Here is a 25,354-nt window from a genome sequence, read left to right as displayed (position 1 = left end):
ACGCACTTCTCTCGCCAGCCTCCGTTTCAATAGGTTGCCTTGAGCTTACGGTAATTCGATGGAGTGAGCCCGTACCATTTTTTAAACACTTTGTTGAAGTACGCATAATCCTTGTAGCCTACTTTCTCGCATACTTCATAAATCGAATGGCTCCGCTCCCTGAGCAGCAGCTCCGCCTTCTTCATTCTCAGCCGGGTCATATAATCGGTGAAGGTCGATTTGGTCGTTTTCTGGAATAAGTCGCAGCAGTACGTGTAATTAATGTAAAACCGATGGGAAAGCTCTTTGAGATGAAGCTCCTCCATATAATGGCTGTCGACGTACTCCAGGAGCTGTCCGAAGTTTTCGTTGACGGCAAAATTCGCATCCGCGCCGGAAGCCTCTGCCGCCGGCAAAGCCAACTGCTTCAAGTAAGCGCACAGCTCCTCGAAATCGGCAAACCGCGCCGTTAATTCCTCGTAATCCATAAATTGCAGTTCCTCCCGCATGGAGCTTTCACCGAACGGCTTATGCAGCGCGGAGACGATCTGATTCCAGAAATAAATGACGTCTTTGATCCCTGCCTTCTTCTTGCGGAACAGTTCGGGAAACGACTCGTACTGCGGAATCGGATGTTCCCCCGCAGGCTGCTGCAGGGCGGAACAAAGCTCGTACACCCGTTTTCTAAGCTCCGGGAGACTTTCTTTTCGGAACAGAAATACGCCGCCTTCGGGGAATAGAAACGACGATTGCAGCGCCGAACGGGCCTCTTCAATCGCTTCCGCGATGCCCCTGTCTCCGGGCGACGGGCGGCTGACGCCGATAAACAGCCCGGTCGCGTCCGCCGCCAGCCACCGCGCTTCCAGCGCTGAATGAATACATGACGCGCCCGCGAGCAGTATAACCGTACGGCCCGGATCGGCCCGGAAGGCGATATGCCCGGTTCCTTCCAGCCAGCCTTCCGCTTCGGCCAGCCTCGCTTCGGACGCCGATTCCATCCACAGCGCCTGCAGCGGCTTGCCCTGCCGCCGGAACCCTCTGGCGCTCAGCAGCTCCTCGATGCGGGCTTCTTCCCCTTTATACAGCGCTTCCATAACATCTTTATCCTTTTGACGCTGCGCAGCTTCAAGCTGCTCATGCAGCCGTTTCAGCACGGCGTCGGCCTCCTCGAACTGCAGCGGCTTCAGCAGGTAATCGAAGCAGCCCAAGCGAAGCGATTCCTGAGCGTAATGAAAATCCGCCGCTCCGCTAATAATGATAAATTCGGAACCGATCCCCTCCTCTCTGCTCTTGCGCATTAAATCCATGCCGGAAATTTCCGGCATTCGAATATCCGTCACTACCGCATCGGGCCGTTCCTGCCGGATGTACTCCCAGGCTTCCTGCGAATCCGTCGTCTCCATAGCTACCTCGAAGCCGTAATCGTCCCAACGGAACGTATTGCGGATTCCTTTCAACACCCACGGTTCGTCATCGACAATCGCTACTCGGTACATAGCCCTCCCCCTTCTGACGATAGAAAAAACACAGGCTTACAATTAAGCCTGCATGCGGTTTAAGTCTACTATAATCTTCATTATACGGCAGGCACTTTAAAAAAATATGCGAAACGTGGCTGGGGAATCCGCGGGGATTATGTCGAAAACGGTCGATGCGACGCATTTTCGCCGGGTCCGGGCCAAGGAAGTGCAGCACGCTCGCCATGCCGTTGTTAAACCGCGCTTTATTGTATATAATTCCCATATACCCAACACAAAATGTTAAGGAGGACAAGCGATGACGGCAAAACCTAATGTCCCCGCCAAGCGATCCTTAAGCCTTGAAGCCGATCCAAGCGCCGTTCCCCGGTAACCCCGAGGACCGCCTCTTCGTTTTCTTATTGGTACTGGTACAAATCGATAATGAAAGCGGGAGGATAACCGATGTGGCCTAAAGAAACGGATTGGACGAGTTTGAAGTTTGGAGTGGAAATCGAATTTATCGGCGGCGAGCCGGAGCATTTGGAGCTGCTGCCCGGCTGGGTGATGTCTCTGGACGAACGTCAGATCGACGAAACGGGGGAGGAATCGGGCAGCGAGCTGAAGACGCCTCCCCTCTTATGGGGAGAACGCGAACAAATCGCCGTCATGCTGGAGCGGCTGCAGGCCCAAGGAGCCGCCGTCAACTGGAGCTGCGGACTGCATGTTCACGTCGGGCTCGAGCCGTGGGGAGAGCGGATACTGCTCCCCTTGCTGGATGCGGCGCTGGCTTATCAGCATGCGCTCCGAGCCTTGCTCCGCACGGCGGAGCATCGGCTGCTGTTCTGCCCTCCTGTGACCGCGGAGATGCGGGACCGCTGCGCAGCCGAAGCGAGCGAGGATTCCGTCCGCCGCCGCGGGCGTCCCCAGTCCCATCGCTGCGGAATCAATGCCGCCGCATGGTTCGACATCGGCACCGCCGAGATCCGGTATGCGAACGGCAGCATGGACTATCAAGAGATCCTCCGGACGGTGCAGCTCTGCCTTCGCTTCATAGCCGCCGTCGGCGCAGGCCACAAGCTGTCCGGCAAGCCGCATGAGCTGGCGGCCCTCCTCGGCGTCCCCGCTCGCGGCTATCCGGCGCCGATCGCGCCGCCCTGCTGGTTTCGGGAGCGGACATGGCTGGACAATGCCCTGATCCCGCTGCTCGCTCCTATGGCCGGCGAGCTGGTGCCCGGCGGGGAAATCCATCACATTTTGCCGTATGCGGACGGCTTGTCCGTAGCCATAGAAGGCGACGACGGCAGATTGCGCCGATACGCCCTTGAGCTTCCCGCGGCGGGCTGGAACATCGTACGCCGCATTCCGTAACAACGACATGGACCCTTCCGCCGAGGCGGAAGGGTCTTCTTTTCACGGCTCGACCGACAGAAGCAGAAGCTTCATATTTTGATCCAGGCATCGCCCGCCCAGGAATGGATATGGTACCATCCGTCGCCGCCTTTTTCGAAAGCAGTTACTTTTTGCGGAGTAATCTGGCCCAGCTTGTAGGCGTCGTCCCACGGGTATACGTTCAAATCGGTCACGCGCTTCACTTCGACCGGCTCCTGAACGGGCTTTACATCCTCGGGAAGCGAGTATCGCAGAGTGATCCATTTGGGGCCCAGCACCGTCTGAATTTGATAATACCACTCGTTTTTCCAATAAGCGTAGCCGTGCCAGCGGGCCAGCACCTTCACCGTTTGCGGCGTAAGCAGAAATCCGCTCCCTTTGCCCATATTGACCGTATAAGGGTCGTCGAATACGAAGGTCGTGGACTTAAGCTCCAAGCTTTCATCCGGCTTGCTCGGCATAATTTCCAAAGCGCCGCCTTCGGGGTTAATCCACTTTTCTCCCAGCCATGTCTTCACTTTATAAAATTCGCCCTTCTGCGCGACGACCTGAAGAATTTGCGGAGTGATCTTGGCGATCGCCCACGCCGCGCCGCCTGCCGGGATGTCGTTAAACAAATTTTCCGGCTTGAAAATCGACAGCGTCTTGCTTACCGGGCTTTCTTGAAGATACGCATCCATAGGCAGTTCATTGACGGCCATCTTCCCGCTGAGCCGGTCGGCAATCGCATCCGCAATCGCTTCGTATCCGGCTGCGGCCGGGTGAATCGTGTCGTTCATCAAAGGATGATGCGGCATCGCTTTGCGGCCGAACACCAAATTCGGAATATCCAGCACATCGACCCGCTCGTCATAGCCCTCGAAGCTTTTGTACACTTCCCACAACTGATCGGAATACAGCTGGGCATTCTCGATCGGCGACAAATAAATGGAAGAAGACACATTCTGCGTTAAAAACGGATTCGGTATTCTCAGCAGCACGGCTCCGTTCGTCTCATGAAGCAGGCGGTCGACGGCAATCTGCAGATCCGCCCGGATCTGCTCCGGGCTGCGCCCCGGCGAATCGGAGCTGCCTCTTATATCGTTGATGCCGTAAGACAGAATATACAAATCGGCCTGGTCGGCCACCGCCTGATCCAGCGTGTTGCCGTTCTTCGAGCTGTTATTGACAAAATTATGCAGCGTAATGCCGCTGGTTCCCCGGTTCTGCAATACCGCCCCTTCCAGCGGTCCTCCCGGCAAGGCATACTTGCTTTTCAAACGGTCAAACATCGCGGCCGCCGCTTCCGTCGTGCTGTCGCCGACAAAATCGATCCGCTTGCCGGATTTGGAGCTTTCGTAAAACGAATGAACAGGACCCGGCGCGGAAGCCGCCGCGGTGGCGGTGAAGCCTGAAAATGCTATAGTGCAGGCAATCGTACAAGCTGCCATGATGGTTGCGATATTTTTCTTCATCGGTATGCTCAGCTGCTCCTTCATGAATTGTCGTTTGGCCTATTATTGCCAAAAATCGCTGCGGGCACTAATCGCGCTCCGCTAGAAGGGCTGTGAAAAAGTCCGCTGCGGCGTCCATTTGATCCTCCAATCGCTGATATGAACGAGACTGTCAATAGGCAGTTTGTAACTCCCCTTGGTTTTCCCTTGCCCCTTTTTATACAAGAGGGGTGAACAAGCTGAACTAGAAGGCAAAAGCTATCAACGGTGAGCAGTCTGATATTCGCGGGTTCGGATATACCGCATGTTTTCTCTCCGTTATAGAGAGTGGCACCACGAACTGTTGTCGTGCATCTTTCCCTTTTAGGGTTGGCACATAGCGATTACGTGGATTCTCTCTTACGGCTTTTCCCTTTGCCTTCTAACTCAGCTTTTCATCTCACTTGCATTGGAGGGGGCATGGGACTACCTTGAATCAACAAAATTGAACTTTGATATAACAAGCGTCCTGTAAAACAGGCGATTCATCCATGTATTCTTTTTTCTTCAAGTTCTCTGGCAATCGACCAAATAAATCCACTTAATTCTCGCGCCACAGCCACAACTGCTTTGCCACTTGGCTTCCCCTTTGACAGCATTTTCGTATATTTTCGATGTAACCGATGCTGTGCCTTCCAGGATATGGCCTGTATTTCAGGTGTTTTTCCTTGTTGACGTTTCTTTAACTCTCCTTTCAACGCAGGTGTATAGCGATAACTCCAAGCGGATTCGACCAGCAAACGGCGAAGGTGGGTATTCCCTGATTTCGTAATACTTCCCTGCCATCGGCTTTGACCACTTGAGTATTCCCGCGGCACCAAACCTGTGTACCCCATAAAAGCCTTCGCATTTCCAAACCGGGTAAATGAACATACTTCGGCTACGATACCTGTTGCGGTCGTTTCAGCTACGCCACGTAAGGTTTGAAGGGCTTGTATTAATGGAGCGTGGTGCCCTTTCGTCGCTTCCTCGTGAATGGCTGCTTCTATACGTTTCAGACGTTCTTCATTTTCATCCATCTGATGCAGCATTTCCTGCAGAACCAAACGCTGAGTAGCAGACTCCAATGGAATACGTCCTAACCACAACCGATACTTTGCCGTCCAGCGGCGAAGCCGCTCTTTAGGTGCAATCTGATGACGAAGAAGAAACTTCCCGATCCGCTGCCGGATTCGAGCCCGATCTTCCTTGACATCTTCACGCATCCGTACCAGATCACGAAGTGCTTCTTCCTCTTGGCTAGGTACATGCACACGGGTTAATTCACCTGCTCGAAGTAATTGTGCCAGACGCATCGAATCCCTGCGATCCGTTTTTACCCGTTCTCCTGGACGACTCGGCATGAGTGAAGGGGCGATAACTATACAGTCATATCCGTGTGCGGTTAGCAAACGAACTAAAGGATATCCTGTTGGTCCTGCCTCGTAACAAATGCTTAACTCATTGGGTTCGCCTAACTTTCTCAATGTTTTCAAGATGTGATACTCCGTATGAGGAATCGTACCCAAATACCGAGCGCCTTCTCTACCTGGATCTGCTACAGATACAGCAATTTTTTCCTTCGATACGTCTAAGCCTACGTATTTTATGGTATCCTTCATAGTACAGACTCTCCTTTGCAATTTAGCTCTGATTTTGGTTTTGGTTTAGCTTCTACTACACCATTATTCCCAAAATTAACCTAAGACGTTGCACTGACGGGGAGTCTGTCTCGTTCATGATAACTGTTGAAAACGGATTCTTTGGATTGTTTTTTCGTTTTTCTGTGGAGAGAATCCGTGTTCAAAGGCGAACGCTTACGCTTTTCCAGATTCAAATGGCCCCTCCGCTCTTTGTTCACCGGGCTTCTAGGCGCACTCCCTAGTTTACGATTGAACACCGTTCAAATCAAGCGTTGCCCCGGCGAACAAGCCAAACTTCCGGCAGCGGCTGCCATACCATGTTATAACTCGATACAATATGGAAAAAGAGCATCCCATTTGACAGTTCGTATCCCCGCTTTTTATTATAGCTATAGCGGATGTTTAAGGGGGACGATTCATGTCAAAAGAAGATACTCATCTATCTGTGCTAAACTCTCTGGAAGGCTTGATCAGCGAGGTTCTGCTTCAGCCGTATACATTCCGGGCCATCTCCAGCCATAATGTCCACCTGGGCGTAAACTCCAAATGGTTCATTCCGGATCGAATCCTCGACGATATCCATATGCTGTACGTCGTTTCGGGCGAAGGCACTTATGTCGTGGAAGACCGGACTATCCGGCTGACGCAAAACCATCTCCTATTTCTGATGAACGGCACGCGGCACTACGCTTACCGTAAGCAGGACACTTCCTTTCGGATCATTCCCATGCGGTTTCGCATCTACGACCCGACTGAGGATAAGCTGATCGTCTCCCGCATAAAGCCGTTTCATTTCTGTTATTGCCCGGGCAATCGGATGCTGATTCAGAACTTGTTCGAAACGATTCATAAATACCGTCAGCTGCCTCCGTCGATCACGAAGGACGCCCTCGTTCACGCCGTTCTCTCGCATGCTTTGGCGGCGATCCACAGCGATTACGAGTCAGCCTTGAACCGGCACAAAATTCATCCCGGAATCGCAAAGCTGAAAGAATATATCGACGATCGCCCGACGGAACGGTCCAGCCTGCCGCAATTGGCGGAAGTAGCCGGACTGTCGGCCCATTATTGCTCCAAAAAGTTTCACCAGGCTTACGGGATGCCGCTAAAGGAATACCAGGTCATGAAACGTATGGAGTATGCCGAATATTTGCTGCAACACTCGAATCAGTCGGTCAAAGAATTGGCGCTGATCATCGGATATCCCGATCCGTATACGTTTTCCAAGCAATTCAAAAAGTACAGAGGGTACTCGCCGTCTTCCGTCACCCCCGCCTTATGAGTCTGTCCGACGGAGTTAATTTTGTGCATGGGTTCATCGGACAGACTCTTATAAGAACGGATCTCCAACCTCTTCCTGCCACTTGCGCAGCTTATATAGCAGCTCCTCCACTTTATCGGCGTACTCCGGTAAGCCCGATAGATCGTTGATCTCCCACGGGTCCTCCTGCAGATCGAACAATTGCAGCTTGTCCGTGCCCTGTCCGTCCGCCGTCTTCGTATAGCGGATCAGCTTCCACCGCTCGTCCTTGATCATACGCTGCAGCTCTTTATACGCCGCGCCTACCTTGGCCCTGCGGCCATCGTCGGAGCCGCGCATGGCAGCCGCCAGGGAACGGCCTTCCACCGTCTCCGGAACGGGAGTGCCGGTCAGCTCGCATATCGTCGGAAAAATATCGATCTGGCAGGTCAAATCGGCTACGACGGCTCCTTCGGGCACGCCGCTTCCGGCAACGATAAGCGGAATCCGTACGCTGGAATCGTACAGGTTTTGTTTGCCCATTAATCCGTGGCGGCCCAGCGCGAGCCCGTGATCGGCGGTGTAGACGACGATCGTATTGTCCGCCAGTCCCCGCTCCTGCAGCGTTCTCATCACCCGCCCGATGCCTGCGTCCATATGAGTAATCATCGCGTAATAATCCGCGTTATGCTTGCGCACCGCCTCCGGCGTTCTCGGCCAAGCCTCCAATTGCTCGTCCCGAATTTGCAGTTCTCCGTTGTCAAACGGATGCTCCGGCATGTAATTGGGCGGCAGCGGTATCTCTTCCTCCCGATACATCGCATGGTATTCCGGGGGCGCCATCCTCGGGTCATGCGGGGCGGTGTAGGCCAAATAAAGCATAAAAGGCTCGTCCCGTTCATATTGGCTGAGAAACTCGGCAGCCGCCTCCGTAAATACATCCGTCGAATGCGCCTCCAAACGATAAGCGTCCTCTTTCTCGTAAGTGCCGCCGGGAGTATAGTCATGAAGCGGAACATCGTAATGATCGTTCATCCCTCCGAAAAACAACCGGCTCCCCCCGGCAAAAGAGCGGTCGAACGCATGCTTGTCGTTATGCCACTTGCCTACGGCAAACGTAGCATATCCCGCATGACGCAGCGTTTCGGGCAGCAGCGCCAAATGGGGCGCGATCGTCTGTCCATCCGCGCAGCGGAACACGCTGACGCCGCTATGGATGCAGGCGCGGCAAGGCGTGCACAAGGCCGCGGAACGGCCTCCCATCATATGCGTATTGGCAAAACGGACTCCTTTGGCTGCAAGCGCATCCAAATGGGACGTCCTTACAACCGGATCTCCCGCGCAATGCAGCGCATCGTAACGGTGATCATCGGCAACTATCATGACGACATTCGGTTTCTTCATTTTATATTGGCCTCCTCTATTGCCCGGCAGCCTTAGGCTGCCGCTTCCGACATGTTCTATAGTAGCGAATGGGCGCTCGAGAACCAATGTCAAAAACGGCGAATCGGATGGTATAAAAGACTAGTTCGCCCCGCAAAGAGAAAGAAGCACGCCTTCTTGCCGCCTGCCGGCGTAAGAGGGATGCTTCTTTCCTGATTCAAGCGTTATTTTACTTGGAATGATCCAGCATCGCGACAATCAGCGTAACGGCTTCCGCCCGAGTCGCTCTGTCTTGCGGCGCGAACAAGTTATTGTCTCTGCCGTTAATGATGCCTGCTTTAGCTGCTGCGGCAACTTGAGCCGCTGCCCAATCAGGGATCAATTTGGCGTCGGCAAAAGCCGGAGCCCCTGCGTTATCCAGCGGCAGCTTCAGCGCTCTTGCCACCATAACGGCAATTTCGGCGCGCGTAATTTTCCGGTCGGCGCGGAAGGTGCCGTCTTCATAACTGTTAATGATGCCCGCTCCGACAGCTTGCTCCAGGGAAGAAAGCGCCCAAGACGGGATACTGCTCATATCGGTGAATTGAAGCTTCGTTCCTTTGCTATCCAGCTTGAGGGCGCGGCTTACCATGACGGTAAATTCAGCGCGGCTGATCTCGCCTTCGGGACGGAAGCTTCCATCCTCATAGCCGTTGACGATGCCGAGAGCGGCGGCCCGTTCAACCGCGGCCTTAGCCCAATGATTTTTCATGTCGGCAAAATCCGTTTTGGCGCTTGGAGTCGAAGGCTTATCGGAACCCGCAGCCGCTTCTCCGCCCAATGTGAAATCATCGCTGACTTTGCTCATGCTGTCTTCGTCGAACGTAATTTGAACGTCGTACTCATGGAAGTAGTTCATTTCAGCCCAATCGATTTTGACCCATGCTTTCAGCTTGGAAGCCAGGTCGCTCACCTCGAACTGCACGACGCGCGAATTGGCCGCCTCATTGTTGCTAACTACCGTTGCGTCGTTCAAAGTACCGCTCGATTCCGTCTTGAAGGCCGTGATCTCCTTGCTTTGCTTGAGCTCGAAGGAGAAGTACTGCTTGCCGTCCTTCACCGTCAGAAGCCCCGGAGTGACGACATAAGTTTGCATAACCGATTGCTGGTCTGTGCCGTATTTCAGCACGGTAAAGTTCATCTTATATTTGCCGTCGGCAATCGTGTTCGTTGTAACGACAGCGCTGCTTCCGCCGCTGCTGCTGTTTTTTCTGTTGTTATTGTTCACGATCGTGCCCGAAATCGAGCTAACGGGAGCTACGCTGCTGAACTGCAGCTTATACTCCGCTTCCGTTCCGTCGCTTGCCGCCAGAGCGAGCGCATAAGTCGCTTGCAAATCATCCGTTTCGAATTGCAGGCTCGTCGTCTCTTCATTGGCCAGCGCTCTTACCGTACCCGGCTGGGCTGCGGCGTATTGCGGCGTAAGGTCTTTATTGAAGGAACCGTCTTGATTGTACTGCTTGATCGTTTTGACGGTAACTCCTTTTTTCAGCTTGAAGGTTGCCAGCTGCTTGCCGCTTTGCACCTTAAGCGTTCCCGCGCTTTCCATCCAATTGCTGATTGGAGCCGCATCCGGGTCGCTGGAGGATGCAGAGAAGCTGAAGCTGTAATTGCCGTCTTTGACCGGACTCGCCAAATCGACGGTAATCGCGCCGAACCCGATTTCAAACGCGTATTCTTGCCCTCCGTTGGCGGTTGATTTGGCCAATCCTTCGAGACGTTTCGTCAAATCCGCAACGTCGAAGCGAACGATTCTCGTATCGGCGGCGGCATCAGTGTCTAACACCATCGAATCAACCAGCGAACCGTCAGGCTTAGTCTGGAAGCTGGTCAGCTCCGAGCTCTTTTTCAATTGGAGAGAAACGTACATTTTACCGCTTTGAACGACCAGCTTGCCGCTTGCCGGATCGGCATAGTCAGCCAGCGGCGACGTATTGCCGGTGCCCTTTTGGAACAATTGATAAGCGATTTTGTATTCGCCGTCAGGCAAAGTTTGCACGGTCTTAATAACCAAAGCCAAGAAGGCGTCAAGAGCTTGTTGCAGCGAAGCTTTCGCTGCGTCGACCTGCTGCTGCGTGGACGCTGAATTTGCATTTACGGCTTGCGCCTGCTCCAGCGCCGCCAGCAGTTCTGCTTTCGACCCTGCCGGATATTGTCCGAACGCGCTGCCTTCCACCGCATTGTTGTATATCGTTTGCGCATTTCCGATCACGGATTGCAGCAGCGACTTGTCGACGGAAGGATCGGGATTGCCCGGATTTTCCGGATTGCCTGTAGGCAGGTTGCTGAAGCCGAGTTCAACCTCGTACTCATGATCGTACAAGCCGATTGGAGGCGGCAGCTGCCAGTAAATTTTCACCCAGCCGTTCAAGCGGGCGTTCAGGTCGCCGACTTCAAAGCGAACGACGCGCGTATTGGCCGCCGTATCCTCGCTGACCGTTTCCGTCTCCGTCAAGACGCCGTTTACTTCCGTCTTGAACGATTTGATCTCCGCGCTTTGCTTCAACGCGAAAGATACATAGTATTTGCCGCCGATTACCGTCAATTTGCCGCTCTTGGCGTCGACATAATCATACATAACCGACTTCTCGTCAGAACCTTTTTTGTAAATTGCAAAATCGATCGCATATTCGCCGTCGGCGATCCCAGTTCCCGGATCGGGATTCTTCACATTGACGGATGCTTTGAACGTGTTGACCGCTTGCTCCAGCGCCTGCAGCGCAGCCGCAGACTTCTCGGTCGTGCCCGTTACGTTGGACGCTTCGGCTCCGGCCGTATTAACGGCCGCTTGCAGCGCATCCTTGGCCGCTTGCGGATATTGGCCCGGCTCCGTGCCGACGACCGCGCTCCGGATCAGCGTTTTGGCAGCGGACACGGCTTGCGCCAGCGCGCTGTTGTCCACACCGTTCAAGTTCAAACGAATATCGTACGTTTTATCATAGTTTTGCGCCGCAACGACGATGTGTACTTTGGCGTCAATCAACGCAGCCAAGTTATCTACCTTGAACCGGACAACCCGGGTATTGGCTGCCGTATCTTCGCTGACAACCGTCGTATCGACATATTCATTGCCCGACTTCACTTTAAACTCTTTGATCGTCGTGCTGTCTTTAATCGTGAAAGAAACATAAGTTGCTCCGCCGACCGTGCTTACGGAAGCCGGCTTCAAGAAGTAATTGTCCATGCTGGAGAACGTATCTCCGGCTGCATCGACAGCCGAGTAATACAGCGGAGTAACTTCAACCGCTGTCGCTGTCGTTTTAAAGACGTCGAGCGCCTGCGTCAAAGCGTCGTTTGCCGCAACAATGTCGGGACGAATGGCTGCCAGATTGGCCGCTATCGGCTTGGCGTCAGCGAGTTTCGTCTGCAGATCGGCTTTCGCATCGGCAAATGCTTGTTCCTGTCCAGCCAATGGTTCCGAATAGTCATACAAATTTTGCGCCTCGCTCAGCGTCCGGTTTAACGCATCCAATTGATTGCCGTTGTAGCTGATGTATACTTCTTTCGTTTCGCCGTTCAGTTTATAGCGGATATAGGAGCGGCCTTCCCAATAAGGCTCCCTGCTGCCTGAACCGCGCACGATCACTTGATATACTTTCTTTTGCTCGTCGGAGCTCTTGAGCAGCGGTAGCGCCCGCTGAGCTTCATTGGCGTAATCGAGACCCTCGATGGAGAAACCTGCGCCGTAATTTTGACTGAACAAATGTGCTGTGGATTGGACCATCTCCTCCGGAGCCGCTCCAATGAAGGTTAGATTGGCTCGCAACGCGTCAGAATTGTCCAGCGTATTAATAAATGTGGCTGTTCCCTCAAGCTCCGGAGCTTTATTCGAAGCTACGCTGGTCGGCTGCAGCGAATCCAGCAGGATCAGTTTTGGTGTTTCTACAACAACAAATTCAGCCGGTTGATAATTTTTCAATCGAGTTGTCGCAGTTCTAATTTGGCTTGCCGTCGCGTACACGTTTTGCAGCACGGTTCGCGGCATAGTCGAGGTTGAAGTTGAAGTCAAATACGTATTTAAAGAATCCTTGGCTCCTTTTCTATACTCACCCGGTGTGACAGGAGGATAAGTATAACCTTCTTTGCATTCTGCATATCCGATCTCGTGCATATTTTTATAAGCTTCCTGAGACGCAAAATACTGCTCAAAAAGCTCCGTCTTGCCTTCTTGAGAATTAACGCTAAATTTATACGTATCCAACGCTTTCGTCAATGCGCTGTAGACGCTCTTAATCAGCTCGGAAGAAGGGTTGCCGGAAGCAATATATTCCTCCGCAAGCGAAATATTCGTATTCAGCTGCTGCTTGGAGCCTATCGGATAATCTCCCAAATTCGTTCCTTCATACGTGCTTGCCGTTACCGACCTCGATTCGGCGACAAGACTTTGCAGCTGCTCCAAGGTGAACGTCACCGGCTGATCGATAGTAGCGCATTCTTCGTCGCCCGTATTGATCGACAACTGCACATTGTACCAGTAGTCATAATCCAAACCAGGGTAGGCAGGATCATTCTTAATAACGATATGCATAAGGACATCCGGTTTTTTGGCGATGTCTTCGACATCGTACGTTACGATTTTGTTGCCGGAACCGTCTGACGCATCCCGAACCGGTACAGTCTGGTAACCGTCCATCCCTTGAATTTCTTGTGTCACAGAATTAATGACAGCTTTAGTCGCTCCCGGTTTACGAAAACCGAGGTATTGAAAATAATTGTAATTGCTTTTCGTAATTTGATGTTCAAATTGTATTTTTCCATTCTGGACAATCAGCTTCCCTGAGTTTTCCACGGACATAAAAGGATTTGCAGCGGAAGATTCGTTCGTGTTGTCTTTCAAATACCGGTACTGAGCTGCAAGCTCGCCATCGGCAATCGCTTCGGCAGCCGAGGCTGTTCCCGTGTTAATATGAAATGCGGAGAAAAAAGATGACAGAAATAAAACCAGCGACAACCATATAGCTATGGATTGCTTCCTATTGCTTTTCAACGTGTATGTACACTCCTTCTTATTCGGTCTTGGACCATAGGCAAACGCCAAAGCGAAAAGCGGCCGAATAAAGACCGCCTCTCGCCTTGGCTTGTTCATTTCAATTTCTTATGGTGCAATAAGATTAATTCCAGTGAAGTGTCAGATCGAAAGCTTGCGTGTGAGGTCCGGCATTAACATAAAGCAGTGTTTCAATATCTTCCGATGGATCGGAGTTAGTGAAAGTGAAAACAGAATCGCCGTTACCATTAATCGATTTGGATGCCGTTACAAATCCGGTAGTGCCGTTATCCGCTTGCAAGTCGCCATAGTTATCGCCAGCCAGTGTAATCGTTACTGTCGTTCCTGTCACATCTGCGTCACCGACGATATATCCGTTCACATGGGAGTTATAAGGCGAAGACGGATCTCCTTGGTAATAAAACTCGTAGGACTGGCTTGCAGCGAAAGCAGGAACGGCAAACGCGAGGGCAACGACAAACACGAGCAGCATCATCGAGAACGCTTTTTTCATGGACAAATTCATCTTCAACACACTCCTTGGTTTTTTTAAATTTTTTAATGGTATTCAGGAACTAAATAAATAGCGTGGATTCGAGCTCTGCATCAGCTACCATAAATCAAATCAATCGTACCGGCCTTCACCCCTCTTTCTAGTTATCGTTGCCACAGAGAAGATAGATTGTATGGATAATGATAATCATTATCAATTGGTGAGTAAAAAAAAACTTCCTGCGGCTGAGAGGTCCATGTTTCGCGCGTTATAAACAGGTCCTCTTGATGTTTGAATCGCCGCTGACGTGTACATCGCCATCGACAATCCAATTTTATACACATTTTTAAAATACTGTCAACCTACTTTTTCGAAAAAAGTTTTTGCTTCCGTTTGGGAGCATTTCTTTTTCCGGCTCTCCGGCTGCTTGTTCACCGCATTTCCGGCGCATGGAAAACTCATACACAACCCGATGATACATACCGTATTTTCATGTGTCAATGCGCCTTATTTAAAGCAAAAATAGTCAAAATTACGGCTGCAGCCGGGAAAACGCCCGGTATACCTAGGCTTTGACAGCCCCAGGAAAGCTCGACCCGCAAGAAAAACGCTATCTATAATATTTCTCTATATATAAACGGATTGACTAACCAAATAATATTGATTATCATTCTCTTAAATGCCTAATGGCAGACTTGAATCGGTATGTTTCATACGAATCGATATTACGATATACTTACAGTAATAACCTCGCGCTCTCTTGAAGACTTCTCTGTCTGTACAAAGGGCTCTCGAAGATGACGAAATGTATTGGAGGACACATTGGCTATGGAATATCGTATTGTAAACAAACCGGCGTTCAAAGCAATCGGGTACGAGCTGCGCACATCGGTGCGCGACGGGGAAAATCAACGGCAGATTCCCGCCTTCTGGCAAGAGTATCTTCAGAACGGGTGGTCCTGCCGCATACCGAACCGCGTTCACGGCGACAATCCGGTGGAGCTCGGCATTTGTCACAGCTTCGATATGGAGTCCGGAACCTTCACTTATATGATCGGCATGGAAGCGGAGCATTTCGATCATGTCCCCGAGGAGCTCGCCTGCCGCACCTTCATGGGGGCCGAATATGCAGTATTTACGACGCCGCTCACAACGCCGGAGCTGTTCAGCTCTTCTATTCAGCAAACTTGGAAAACGATTCACGAACAATGGATGCCCTTCTCCGAATACGAGCACGCCGGCACGCCCGAATTCGAATGGTACGACGATCGCTGCGCTCCCGGAAGAACGCAGGTCCAGATGGACATTTATATTCCCGTTAAACGCAAGGGCGCTTAGAAGCCTGGTGAAAAAAGAGCGGAGGGGCCATTTGAATCTGGAAAAGCGTAAGCGATTAGCCTCTGCTCCCGGATTTCACCCGTTTCACTGAGTCAGCCATTCGAAAAAACCGGAGGCGGCGACCTGTAGATGCTTTCGCATACGCAGCAGGCGTTTTCCCCCCTTCTTTAGATTCACGGAAATCGCCCTGCGCTTCTGCCTGACCTATTGCACAAAATAAGATCCAATTGCTAAATCTTCGTTATACTCTCTGAAAAATGCGCTGTTGGAACAGCGTCAGCGGTCTCCCTTGTAGACGCTGCAGCAGCGAATGGAAGCTTCTATCGACCGCAGGACACGACGAATCACCTCGCTTCTTACGCTCCCCTTGAAGCGAACCCCGGCATCTAGACGATGCCTGCCCTTCCCTTGCCTCTTCCCATATATAAATTTATGGTATACACGGCCTGCCGCATTGAGTTTTGCGCCTGTTCAAGCTTATAATAGTACGAGAAAAAAGTTTACTTAGAAAAGGTGTCATTAATGAGCATATTAAATGTAGAACGACTCAGTCACGGCTTTGGAGACCGCGCCATCTTCAACGACGTCTCCTTCCGCCTGCTCAAAGGCGAGCACATCGGACTCATCGGCGCGAACGGCGAAGGCAAGTCCACCTTCATGAACATTATTACAGGCAAGCTGCAGCCGGACGACGGCAAAGTCGAATGGTCCAAGCGGATGCGCGTCGGCTATCTCGACCAGCATGCCGTGCTCAGTCAAGGGATGACGATTCGCGACGTCCTGAAGGGCGCGTTTCAATACCTGTTCGACATGGAACAGGAGATGAACGACATGTATGCCAAGATGGGCGAGGTATCCCCGGAAGAGCTGGAACAGCTGTTGGAGGATGTCGGCACGATTCAGGATACTTTGACCAATCAGGATTTCTATATGATCGACGCCAAGATCGAGGAAACCGCGCGCGGCCTGGGGCTGACCGATATCGGTCTGGACAAGGACGTCAACGATTTGAGCGGCGGACAGCGGACCAAAGTGCTGCTGGCCAAGCTGCTGCTGGAGAAACCGGACATTCTGCTCCTGGACGAGCCTACGAACTATTTGGATGAACAGCATATTGAGTGGTTGAAGCGCTATTTGCAGGAATATGAGAATGCATTCATTCTCATCTCGCACGATATTCCGTTCTTGAACAGCGTCATTAACCTCATCTATCACATGGAAAATCAGCAGCTGACCCGCTATGTCGGCGATTACGATCATTTCCAGCAAGTGTACGAGATGAAGAAACAGCAGCTCGAATCGGCGTACAAACGTCAGCAGCAGGAGATTGCCGACCTGAAAGATTTCGTCGCCCGGAACAAAGCGAGCGTAGCTACGCGGAATATGGCGATGTCCAGACAAAAGAAACTGGATAAAATGGACGTTATCGAGCTGGCCAAGGAAAAACCGAAGCCGCAATTTAACTTCAAGGATGCCAGAACGTCCGGCAAAATGATTTTCGAAACGCAAGAGCTGGTTATCGGTTACGACAGCCCGTTATCCAGGCCGCTCGATCTGCGTATGGAACGCGGGCAGAAGATCGCGCTGGTCGGCGCGAACGGAATCGGAAAGACGACGCTGCTGCGTAGCATTCTAGGCGAAATTCAGGCGCTGTCCGGCTCCGTCCGGCTTGGGGACAATCTCGACATCGGCTACTTCGAGCAGGAAATGAAGGATGCCAACTACAATACTTGTATCGAAGAAATATGGAATGAGTTCCCTTCGTTCACTCAATTCGAGGTTCGCGCGGCGCTGGCCAAATGCGGCCTGACGACCAAGCATATCGAGAGCAAAATTGCCGTGCTGAGCGGCGGCGAGAAGGCGAAGGTGCGTCTGTGCAAGCTGATCAACCGCGAAACGAATTTGCTCGTGCTCGACGAGCCGACCAACCATTTGGACGTGGATGCCAAGGATGAGCTGAAGCGCGCGTTGAAGGCGTATAAAGGCAGCATTCTGATGATTTCCCACGAACCGGAATTTTACCGCGACATCGTGACGGAAACCTGGAACTGCGAGTCTTGGACGACGAAAGTGTTCTAATTCGCTAACCAATACGGCCTGTTTGACCGCATCCGGTCAGGCAGGCTTTTTGCCGTACCCGTGCTCTGTGCTTCACGCTCCGCCGCCCGGCGTTTTTTGGTCTCGCAGGAAACCTATGGTATGATAAATAAGGAAACTACAACCATGGAGGAGGATCATCATGACCCAGCATATTTCCGACAGCACCGTTCTGAGCAATGGCGTCAAGATGCCGTGGCTTGGCCTCGGCGTATGGAAAACCAAGAACGGAGACGAAGTGATCCAGTCCGTTTCCGCAGCGCTGAAAGCAGGCTACCGCAGCATCGATACGGCGGCTGCCTACGGCAACGAGGACGGCGTAGGAGCAGCGATCAAACAAAGCGGGATTGCCCGGGACGAGCTGTTCATCACAACCAAAGTATGGAACTCGGATCAAGGCTTCGACTCCACGCTGAAAGCATTCGACGAAAGCCGCCGCAAGCTGGGCCTCGACGTCGTAGACCTTTACCTGATTCACTGGCCGGTCAAAGGCAAATATAAAGATACGTGGCGCGCTCTGGAGAAGCTGTACAAGGACGGCGCCGTCCGAGCGATCGGCGTCAGCAACTTCCATGTCCACCACCTTGAGGACGTTATGGCGCAAAGCGAAGTCAAACCGATGGTGAACCAAGTGGAGCTGCACCCCCGCTTAAGCCAACAGAAGCTGCGCAGCTTCTGCCGCGAGAACGGAATTCAGATGGAAGCGTGGAGTCCGCTTATGCAAGGCCACTTGGATCTGCCGCTGCTGTCCGAGCTGAGTGCGAAATACGGCAAGACGCCGGCGCAAATTATTTTGCGCTGGGATCTGCAAAACGGCGTCGTCGTCATTCCTAAGTCGATTACCGAAAGCCGTATCCGCGAGAACGGCAATATCTTCGACTTCGAGCTCTCGGGGGACGATATGACGAAGCTCGATGCGCTTAACGAAGACCACCGCTTCGGCCCCGATCCGGATAACTTTAACTTCTAGCTTAGGCTTGCCGCCTCTGCACTAGCAGGAAGCCGCCGTCGCGCGAAGACGGCGGCTTTTTCGCGCGGCTGCCGCCTGTCCTTCCCCTGCAAGTACTTTTTTTTATCCTCCAACACGTCTAATTGTCCAAGCGTCCATAATAGTAATTAATGTAGGAGTCATTTACTCTTGATTAAGGAGGAATCAGCCAAATGATGAACAACCCGTACAACAATGCAGGAGCGCAGCAATTCGGCGGTTTCCCGGGCTTGCAGCAAGGCTTCGCTGGCCAGCCTACGGTCCAACGAGCTCCTGCAGCCGGACCGGCAGGGCCTGGCGGAGGATACATAATGCAGCCGCCCGGAGGTGGAGGAGCCCCCTCCCAGCAGATGATGCAGCCGGGGCTGCCCATCGAGCAGTCGTATATCGAGAACATATTGCGGCTTAATCTCGGCAAAATCGGCACGTTCTACATGACCTACGAAAACAACAGCGAGTGGAACGCCAAAATTTTCAAAGGCCGCATTGAAGCCGCAGGCCGCGATCACATTATTATCAGCGACCCGAAAACCGGCATGCGTTACCTGCTGCTGATGGTCAATCTCGATTACGTTACGTTCGAAGGAGAGCTGCAGTACAGCTATCCTTTCGCGCAGCAGCGGTAAACAGTTGCAGGCCGTGCCGATGGGCGGATAGGGATTCGCCCGCCCGGAATACCGCTTAACAGCGCTTGATCGCTGTAAAAAACGTTAAATGCTGCAAAAAATGGTTGAACAGCGCGTAATCGGACTGTTCAACCATTTTGTTATGCGGCCCCGATGTGCAGCCGCCTCTCGATTTCCTCCGCTCCGCCGCATTAAACCGGCCGACGCGACGAGCATTCAACCCGCTACGCTGGAATAACGCCTTATGCCGAAGGTCCATAGGCAGTAAGCCAGCGACATCGTGATAACGGCTGCGGCCGGCACGCCCCACATCGCCCAGCCGTAACTCTCCGGCCTCAGCAGGAACGCCGCCGGAAAGAAGCTGCCGAGCGCGTAAGGGATGACATAAGTCAGAAGCCCTCGCAGCAGCGGGTGAAAAATTTCAAGCGGATATCTGGTAAAATCGTAGAGCCAGTTCACCGGGTAGATGACCGAGCGCACCTCTTGAACCCAGAATGTCAGCACGCTGATCGTCAGCAGGACGGCGAACTGGATAACGGCGCTGCTCAGCAGCGCTATCACAACGTACAGCAGCGTCCCCGCCGTCCACTGCAGATCAAGATGGGCCCCGGCGAAGCCCATGATCGCAATGCCGGTCACTAGCTGACCGACGCCGTTCAATTCCTGCGAGCTTCCGATCGCCTGCAGCAGCACGCCCACGGGACGGATCATCATGATGTCCATTTGACCGCGGCGGATATACCCCGTTAACGAGAACGGAGCGTTGAAAAACGCTTGATTGATCGATTTGCCCGTAGCGGCGAGCCCGAACAAGAAGACAAGCTCATAAAAGCTCCAATCCGCCAGCTTCGGAATTTTCTGAAAGATGACCGTCAAGAAAAGCAGCGTGCTTCCCTGCGCCACAATACCGGCAACCAGCGCAATCAGCGTATCCGCCCGGTATTCGACGAGCGTTTTCAAGTAGACCTTGAGATATTGACCGTACAGCCCGGTTAAAAAGCCGGCTTGCTGCAGCCAATTTCGTTTGGGTACGAGCATCCCTTCTCACCCTCCATTGATCGTCAGCCTTTTGGCGGCTTTCATCCAGAGCAGCCGGCTGACCGCTATCATGATGAAAGCCCATACCGCTTGTTCCAGCAGCGCTTGCAGCATGGCCCCGCCGGATAACTTGCCTGTATAAATCGAGAGCGGGATATAAGCCATCGCTTGGAACGGCAAATATTCCATGATCGTGCGCAGCGTCCCGGGGAAAAACTCAAAGGGAATCAGCGTACCGGCGAATATATCGACGACGGCCCGCTTCGCCAGTTGTACGCCGAACGTGTTCGTCGTCATAAAGGAAATCATCATAATGATAGAATTGATGCTGAACGCCACCAGGAAGCCGATGCACAGACTCGCGGCGAATCCGAGAGCGGCGGCCGCATCCGGAGGCGGGGAAATGCCGAGTATGAAAATAAGCAGCAGCATGGCGGGCAGGTTCACCCAGAGCATCTCCACGGCGAAAAAGCCGGCCGCCTCTACGAATCGCTGCGCTTGAAAATCGACGGGGCGGATCAGGTCGAGCGCGATATCTCCGTTCCGCACCCTAGACGCCATCGCATAGGTCGGCGCGCGTTCCGCCGGAGACCAGCGGGCGAAGTTGATCGCTTGCCCCACCATAACGTAAGTGATCAGCTGCTCCCAAGGCAGCGCCGTTTCCGTGGAATACCAATAAATCGCTTTCCACAACATGTAGTACATAACGCTGAACATCAACGTCGAAATCAGCGTCATAACAAAATCGAACCGGAATTGCATGCGCTGGCGGACGGCAATCCGCGACATCCCGGCGATACGCTGAACGGCCTGCATCATCTGCCCGATCCCCCCACACTTGCCGCCGGCCGCCTTGCCCCCGAATCGATCCCTTCGCGGTAAATGCGGCTGATCAGCGCATCGATGCTCTCGTCCTGCATCGTCAAATCCCGCGGATTCGCCTTCTGCAGCAGGAGCCTCAGCAGCTCCGACGTATCCGTCGCGTGCTGGTCGTAGGTTACCCGGACCACCTGCTCTTCCGTATGGACGGCCACCTCGCGCATGCCGGCGAACACTTGAGCTGCGTTCGACGCCGCTGCGGGGTCGGAGAAGACCGCGCGGATTTGACGTTCCGTTGCAAAATGATCCCTAATATATTGGAGACTGCCGTCATAGATCAGCTTTCCCTTATCGATGATCATCGTTCGATGGCAGAGCCGTTCAATATCGTGCATGTCGTGGGTCGTCAAGAGCAGCGTGACTCCTTGCTCGCGGTTGATGCTCTCAATAAAGGCGCGGATTCGCTCCTTGGCTACGACATCCAGACCGATCGTGGGCTCGTCCAGAAATAAAATATCGGGATCGTGCAGGAGCGCCGCCAAAATTTCACACCGCATCCGCTGCCCGAGCGACAACGTTCTTACCGGCCGCTTCAGCAGATGCGACACCTCCAGAAGCTCCGCATATTCCTTCAGATTGCGGTGATAGCGCTCCCATGAAATGCTGTACATATACCGCAGGAAATCAAACGAATCCTGAACCGGCAGGTCGAACAACAGTTGGCTTCTCTGCCCGAATACGACCCCGATTTGATAGCTGCTCAGCTTGCGGTTTCGGTGCGGCACCCTGCCGGCTACCCGAAGCTCCCCTCCGCTCGGTTCCAATACCCCCGTAAGCATCTTGATCGTCGTCGATTTGCCGGCTCCGTTCGGTCCGAGATAAGCGACGCTTTCCCCGCGTTCGATCGTGAAGGAAATATCTTCGACAGCGACTACTTCCCGCTTCTCCGGTCTTACGAGACTAAGCATCGTTCCGAACCTGCCTTCCCTTCTTACGTTCATTTCGAACACTTTGCGTACATGATTGACTTCGATCAGCGGCACCTGTCTCATCCCCCCATAATGCTTAATGAATCGTGAAATGTATTATAGCATCTTTTACATTATTTGGTACATTTATTTTTTATAAGGGAGCGGCATGATGTCTAGGCAATAAAAAAGCAGCATAGCTTTAATCCATTTCAGTGGAAAAATAAATGAGGTTCTCTCTGGATAACGCTTTTTGAATTAATTTTTCATCGTAACCATACTGTTTTAACGCTGCCAATATGGATTGTACTCTATCGGCTCGTTTTCGTCTTAAGTTCGATTCCAATTGTATTTCTAAAGGAACCGTAGGAACTGTGTGCCTTCCAAAGGTTACGTTCCTACAATGGCTCCATATGAATCGCCCGCCTTCCCAAATTCCATCCCCGTCCAATGAATCGGGAATACCCGCCGAATTCGATATTTGAACGACTTCAACTTTGAAATCTTCTATCCGCCAACGCCCCTTTGTCCATGTGAACCCCGACCCGAAGGTTTGTGTAAAAATCGGCTCTTCCAACGAAGATAACCATTGATCCCCGTAAGGCAGCTCGCATCTGGACACCAGCGAAAAATCTTTAAGCAGGTGTGCAAATTGCGCAACGTCCGCTTGGTTCTTCACATAAATATCTACATCGCCCGGGATCATATCGCATCCCTGCAAAACCGAACCGACCGAGCCCACTAATATCCATTCCAAATTTGAATTTGATTCTAAAAGCTCACATATCTTCAATAAAGCTTTTTCCCAGCTAGCCATCAGCTTCACCTCCTCAATAAAAGAAACGCTAAAAAAAGCGTCAAAACAGATCATTAAACATTCTAGGGACGACCATTATTTTCCTGCGTCAGCAGTTATTGAACATGACGGCCCGGCAAATAAAAAATGAAGCTGCCGGTAATGTACGCGGCAGCCTGTTGTCGTTCTTATTCCGTTTCCAGTTCCATTAAAAGCGGTCTTGCTTACCGTCTTATGGCTAAATGGCTTGCCAAAGCTTACAACAATTCTTATTGCCCTGCGGGAGCGGGGGCGGGAGGAATTCCTGCGGCGGCTTGCCCCGCAGCCGGCTGGGTTGCCTTGCCGGAAGGGGGCGCCGCCGTATTCAACCGGTTCGCCGCCACCATGATCCGGCCCTCCGTCGGCCAAAACTCCTTCAGCTGCCGATCCAGCGCGGCAAACTGCGGCAGCGCGGCGAAGCCCGGGCTGCGCATCACTTGGTCCCAATACGGCATCGCCTGCTTGAAATGCTCATTGGCCGTGTAGACGAGCTGATTGACCCAGATGTTAACGGACCGCGGAGCATAGCCTCCGGTGACGAGCAGGCTCTCTACGTACCCTTGACAACGGTGATGGAAATACTCGCCAGTTTGAAAAAAATGCTGGAATCCGCTCCATGCCGGAGGCAGCGCGCCTCCCCCGGCTCTCGTCAAGTGAAACGACGTTTCCCGGATATGCTGTATGCTGACGCTCAGCTGCAGCAGCAGCTTGTATACTTCGTCAAATTCGGTTGAATATTGCCGGTTGTTCATTGCCATCGTTCAAAACTCCACCTTTGCCTATGGATACTTTTACTATATGTGCCCACACGGCAAAAAGTGAAGCCTACCGCCGAATTCTTGCCCCTGAATCCCCGCCGCCGGTCGTATGCGATCAGCCGCTCCCTGCACAATAGATGATATCCATCAGACCGGGACTATTTGCGCGCAACCAGCTCCAGCATATCGCCGATAATCCGGTAGTGGGCGGAAGCCGAATATTCGCGCCACGGGCTCGACGGGACGATGCTCACTTTATGAGTGCGCACCGCCCTCAAATCCCGCCACGCCGGAGACTGCCGCAGCGCTTGCCAGCCGGCAAGCGAGACGGGCTCCTGCCGGATCATCACAAACAAGCGCTGGGCGTCCAGCTCGGCCAGCCTTTCTACCGTCACCGGCTGCACCGGCTGAGCCGCACCGGGATCGCAAGCCGGCCGCAGCTGCAAATCGCCGTACAGCACTTCTCTGACGCTGCGGCTGTTGTACACGTTCACGGTCCGCTCGTTGAAGCTCAGGATCAGGCAGGATTCATCGCCGATTTCCCGCTCCAGACGTTCCCGGACTTCCTTGACCTTTTTCTCGTAGCTTTGCAGCCAAGCCGCCGCTTCCCCTTCTTCCCTTAACGTTTGCGCGGTCCACAGCAGCTGCTCCCGCCAGGTCGCCTTTGAAGGAACGAAATAGACCTCTCCGAGCCGCTCAAGCAGCTCCCGCTCTTGGCCGCCGACCGTATCAGGGCTAAGAATAAGATCGGGAGGCTGCAGCCGGAGCTTCTCGATATTCGCCTCCCAGTCTTGGTTAAACCGGTAGGCGCTCAGATGAACCGGGATTTCGGAGCCGTACATCTTGTAATAATATCCGGTCCATTTCGGATGAAGCGGCGCCGCGTAAGGGATCATTTTCAGAGCCAGCAGCTGGCCTGTGATCGGAATCTGGTACGCGGCGATTTTGCGCCGTCTGCTGTTCATATAGACGGTCGGAGAAACGCCCGTCTCCTGCTTGAACTTGCGGCTGAAATAATATTCGTCGCTATAGCCGATCTGCTGGGCCAAATCCTTCAGCCGGTGATCGGCTTGGCTCATCAGCTGCTTGGCCCGGTTCATCCGCAGCAGGGTCAAATAATCCGTAACCCCGATATCATACGTTTTTTTGAACAAATCGATGTAATATTTAGGACTTAAGCCGGTCATGCCGGCCAGCTGTTCCACCGATATTTTCTCATGAAAATGCGCGTCCATATACCGCTTCGACAGCTCCAGCCCGGATCGGGCGCCGCGATCCGAGCCGTACAGGCTGTGCTTCATAAGCAGGTACAGCAATTCCTGAAATGCCGACTGGCTGCGGAACCGCTCCAGCGGGTCGCCGGATTGCCAATGGCCGTACACCGTATCGCATAAGGTTACAATGGGCGCGGTTACCGGAACTTGAGCGCTTCCTTGCTCGGGATACAGCGGAGCCGCTCCACCTTGAAAATACGCCGTACCCGCATCCGGCAGACGCTCTTCCCGGAACACGTCAAAGCTGAGCACAAAAAGCCGCACCCCTTCGGCGGCCTCCGACATAATGCCGATCGTATCGCCCGGATTCGCCGTGTACGCCGTATTGGGGCGAAGCAAACCTTCGTCCTCGTTCAGCTTCAGCAGTCCTTCGCCGCCGGATACGACGATCAACGTATACGAATTAAGCAGCCGCTGCTCGACCAGGCATCCTTCTCCCTTGAGCAGCTCTGCGCCGCGCAGTCTGAACGCCGTTTCGTCCAGCGTCGGCGGGCCCGCTTCTCCTTGAAATTCACTGTAAGTTATCATGGCCCTCTCTCCCGGCGATGA

At 52.9% G+C, this 25,354-nt stretch carries 18 protein-coding genes; 6 read left to right on the top strand and 12 right to left on the bottom strand.

What is annotated here, in order from left to right; all coding sequences use genetic code 11:
- Positions 1-26 precede the first annotated feature (26 nt).
- On the bottom strand, positions 27-1,475 hold the full coding sequence (locus SK3146_RS27165; protein WP_249861706.1) for a response regulator: 1,449 nt from the start codon (positions 1,473-1,475) through the stop codon (positions 27-29).
- A 426-nt stretch (positions 1,476-1,901) separates the two neighbouring features.
- Between SK3146_RS27165 and SK3146_RS27160 the strand changes: the two genes are divergently transcribed.
- The gene (locus tag SK3146_RS27160; protein WP_249861705.1) at positions 1,902-2,807 is read left to right on the top strand and encodes an amidoligase family protein; all 906 of its coding nucleotides are present in this window, start codon (positions 1,902-1,904) and stop codon (positions 2,805-2,807) included.
- Positions 2,808-2,878: 71 nt separating this feature from the next.
- Here SK3146_RS27160 and SK3146_RS27155 read toward each other — a convergent pair whose 3' ends face one another.
- Both SK3146_RS27155 and SK3146_RS27150 read right to left on the bottom strand, forming a co-directional pair.
- Entirely contained in the window at positions 2,879-4,306 is a 1,428-nt protein-coding gene (locus SK3146_RS27155; protein ID WP_249861704.1) for an SGNH/GDSL hydrolase family protein, read from the bottom strand.
- Positions 4,307-4,785: 479 nt separating this feature from the next.
- Positions 4,786-5,901, bottom strand: coding sequence for an IS110 family RNA-guided transposase (locus SK3146_RS27150; protein WP_249861352.1), 1,116 nt, complete (start codon positions 5,899-5,901; stop codon positions 4,786-4,788).
- A 439-nt stretch (positions 5,902-6,340) separates the two neighbouring features.
- Between SK3146_RS27150 and SK3146_RS27145 the strand changes: the two genes are divergently transcribed.
- Entirely contained in the window at positions 6,341-7,204 is an 864-nt protein-coding gene (locus SK3146_RS27145) for a helix-turn-helix transcriptional regulator (protein WP_249861703.1), read from the top strand.
- A gap of 48 nt (positions 7,205-7,252) precedes the next feature.
- On the opposite strand, the gene SK3146_RS27140 is transcribed toward SK3146_RS27145, so the two are convergent.
- The 3 genes from SK3146_RS27140 to SK3146_RS27130 form a co-directional block, all read right to left on the bottom strand.
- Entirely contained in the window at positions 7,253-8,566 is a 1,314-nt protein-coding gene (locus SK3146_RS27140) for a sulfatase family protein (protein ID WP_249861702.1), read from the bottom strand.
- Between the two features lie 208 nt (positions 8,567-8,774).
- Positions 8,775-13,535, bottom strand: coding sequence for an NEAT domain-containing protein (locus SK3146_RS27135; RefSeq protein WP_249861701.1), 4,761 nt, complete (start codon positions 13,533-13,535; stop codon positions 8,775-8,777).
- 160 nt (positions 13,536-13,695) lie between these two features.
- Complete coding sequence (locus SK3146_RS27130; protein ID WP_249861700.1) at positions 13,696-14,097, bottom strand: hypothetical protein; 402 nt, start codon at positions 14,095-14,097, stop codon at positions 13,696-13,698.
- A gap of 795 nt (positions 14,098-14,892) precedes the next feature.
- Between SK3146_RS27130 and SK3146_RS27125 the strand changes: the two genes are divergently transcribed.
- From SK3146_RS27125 to gerQ, 4 genes are all read left to right on the top strand, one after another.
- On the top strand, positions 14,893-15,402 hold the full coding sequence (locus tag SK3146_RS27125; RefSeq protein WP_249861699.1) for a GyrI-like domain-containing protein: 510 nt from the start codon (positions 14,893-14,895) through the stop codon (positions 15,400-15,402).
- A gap of 522 nt (positions 15,403-15,924) precedes the next feature.
- Positions 15,925-17,481, top strand: a complete 1,557-nt coding sequence (locus SK3146_RS27120; protein ID WP_249861698.1) for an ABC-F family ATP-binding cassette domain-containing protein — start codon at positions 15,925-15,927, stop codon at positions 17,479-17,481.
- 160 nt (positions 17,482-17,641) lie between these two features.
- Positions 17,642-18,469, top strand: a complete 828-nt coding sequence (locus SK3146_RS27115) for an aldo/keto reductase (RefSeq protein ID WP_249861697.1) — start codon at positions 17,642-17,644, stop codon at positions 18,467-18,469.
- A 194-nt stretch (positions 18,470-18,663) separates the two neighbouring features.
- Positions 18,664-19,113 (top strand): spore coat protein GerQ, encoded by a 450-nt coding sequence (gerQ, locus tag SK3146_RS27110; protein WP_434006912.1) that lies wholly within the window; start codon positions 18,664-18,666, stop codon positions 19,111-19,113.
- A gap of 216 nt (positions 19,114-19,329) precedes the next feature.
- Here gerQ and SK3146_RS27105 read toward each other — a convergent pair whose 3' ends face one another.
- The 6 genes from SK3146_RS27105 to SK3146_RS27080 all read right to left on the bottom strand — a co-directional run bounded on the left by SK3146_RS27105 (position 19,330) and on the right by SK3146_RS27080 (position 25,333).
- A complete protein-coding gene (locus SK3146_RS27105) occupies positions 19,330-20,151 on the bottom strand; it encodes an ABC transporter permease (protein WP_249861695.1) in 822 nt (273 codons plus the stop codon).
- A gap of 6 nt (positions 20,152-20,157) precedes the next feature.
- Positions 20,158-20,970 carry an ABC transporter permease gene (locus tag SK3146_RS27100; RefSeq protein WP_249861694.1) on the bottom strand — a complete coding sequence of 271 codons (813 nt, stop codon included), beginning with the start codon at positions 20,968-20,970 and terminating at the stop codon, positions 20,158-20,160.
- Positions 20,967-22,013 carry an ABC transporter ATP-binding protein gene (locus tag SK3146_RS27095; protein ID WP_249861693.1) on the bottom strand — a complete coding sequence of 349 codons (1,047 nt, stop codon included), beginning with the start codon at positions 22,011-22,013 and terminating at the stop codon, positions 20,967-20,969. The genes SK3146_RS27100 and SK3146_RS27095 overlap by 4 nt, the downstream gene beginning before the upstream one ends.
- 127 nt (positions 22,014-22,140) lie before the next feature.
- A complete protein-coding gene (locus tag SK3146_RS27090) occupies positions 22,141-22,755 on the bottom strand; it encodes a nucleotidyltransferase family protein (protein ID WP_249861692.1) in 615 nt (204 codons plus the stop codon).
- A gap of 248 nt (positions 22,756-23,003) precedes the next feature.
- Entirely contained in the window at positions 23,004-23,531 is a 528-nt protein-coding gene (locus SK3146_RS27085) for a hypothetical protein (protein WP_249861691.1), read from the bottom strand.
- A 158-nt stretch (positions 23,532-23,689) separates the two neighbouring features.
- Positions 23,690-25,333 carry an AraC family transcriptional regulator gene (locus tag SK3146_RS27080; RefSeq protein WP_249861690.1) on the bottom strand — a complete coding sequence of 548 codons (1,644 nt, stop codon included), beginning with the start codon at positions 25,331-25,333 and terminating at the stop codon, positions 23,690-23,692.
- Between the last annotated feature and the right edge of the window lie 21 nt (positions 25,334-25,354).

It is taken from the genome of Paenibacillus konkukensis (genome assembly GCF_023523925.1).
GTDB lineage: Bacteria > Bacillota > Bacilli > Paenibacillales > NBRC-103111 > Paenibacillus_S > Paenibacillus_S doosanensis.
This window is presented reverse-complemented; position numbering and strand designations above follow the sequence as displayed.

What these genes read in the sequence shown, in the direction of transcription:
- SK3146_RS27150 (WP_249861352.1), bottom strand. Translation starts at nt 5,901, where the DNA reads ATGAAGGATACCATAAAATACGTAGGCTTAGACGTATCGAAGGAAAAA.
- SK3146_RS27125 (WP_249861699.1), top strand. Translation starts at nt 14,893, where the DNA reads ATGGAATATCGTATTGTAAACAAACCGGCGTTCAAAGCAATCGGGTAC.
- SK3146_RS27085 (WP_249861691.1), bottom strand. Translation starts at nt 23,531, where the DNA reads ATGGCAATGAACAACCGGCAATATTCAACCGAATTTGACGAAGTATAC.
- SK3146_RS27100 (WP_249861694.1), bottom strand. Translation starts at nt 20,970, where the DNA reads ATGATGCAGGCCGTTCAGCGTATCGCCGGGATGTCGCGGATTGCCGTC.
- SK3146_RS27155 (WP_249861704.1), bottom strand. Translation starts at nt 4,306, where the DNA reads ATGAAGGAGCAGCTGAGCATACCGATGAAGAAAAATATCGCAACCATC.
- SK3146_RS27140 (WP_249861702.1), bottom strand. Translation starts at nt 8,566, where the DNA reads ATGAAGAAACCGAATGTCGTCATGATAGTTGCCGATGATCACCGTTAC.
- gerQ (WP_434006912.1), top strand. Translation starts at nt 18,664, where the DNA reads ATGAACAACCCGTACAACAATGCAGGAGCGCAGCAATTCGGCGGTTTC.
- SK3146_RS27105 (WP_249861695.1), bottom strand. Translation starts at nt 20,151, where the DNA reads ATGCTCGTACCCAAACGAAATTGGCTGCAGCAAGCCGGCTTTTTAACC.
- SK3146_RS27115 (WP_249861697.1), top strand. Translation starts at nt 17,642, where the DNA reads ATGACCCAGCATATTTCCGACAGCACCGTTCTGAGCAATGGCGTCAAG.
- SK3146_RS27120 (WP_249861698.1), top strand. Translation starts at nt 15,925, where the DNA reads ATGAGCATATTAAATGTAGAACGACTCAGTCACGGCTTTGGAGACCGC.
- SK3146_RS27145 (WP_249861703.1), top strand. Translation starts at nt 6,341, where the DNA reads ATGTCAAAAGAAGATACTCATCTATCTGTGCTAAACTCTCTGGAAGGC.
- SK3146_RS27160 (WP_249861705.1), top strand. Translation starts at nt 1,902, where the DNA reads ATGTGGCCTAAAGAAACGGATTGGACGAGTTTGAAGTTTGGAGTGGAA.
- SK3146_RS27130 (WP_249861700.1), bottom strand. Translation starts at nt 14,097, where the DNA reads ATGAATTTGTCCATGAAAAAAGCGTTCTCGATGATGCTGCTCGTGTTT.
- SK3146_RS27080 (WP_249861690.1), bottom strand. Translation starts at nt 25,333, where the DNA reads ATGATAACTTACAGTGAATTTCAAGGAGAAGCGGGCCCGCCGACGCTG.
- SK3146_RS27090 (WP_249861692.1), bottom strand. Translation starts at nt 22,755, where the DNA reads ATGGCTAGCTGGGAAAAAGCTTTATTGAAGATATGTGAGCTTTTAGAA.
- SK3146_RS27165 (WP_249861706.1), bottom strand. Translation starts at nt 1,475, where the DNA reads ATGTACCGAGTAGCGATTGTCGATGACGAACCGTGGGTGTTGAAAGGA.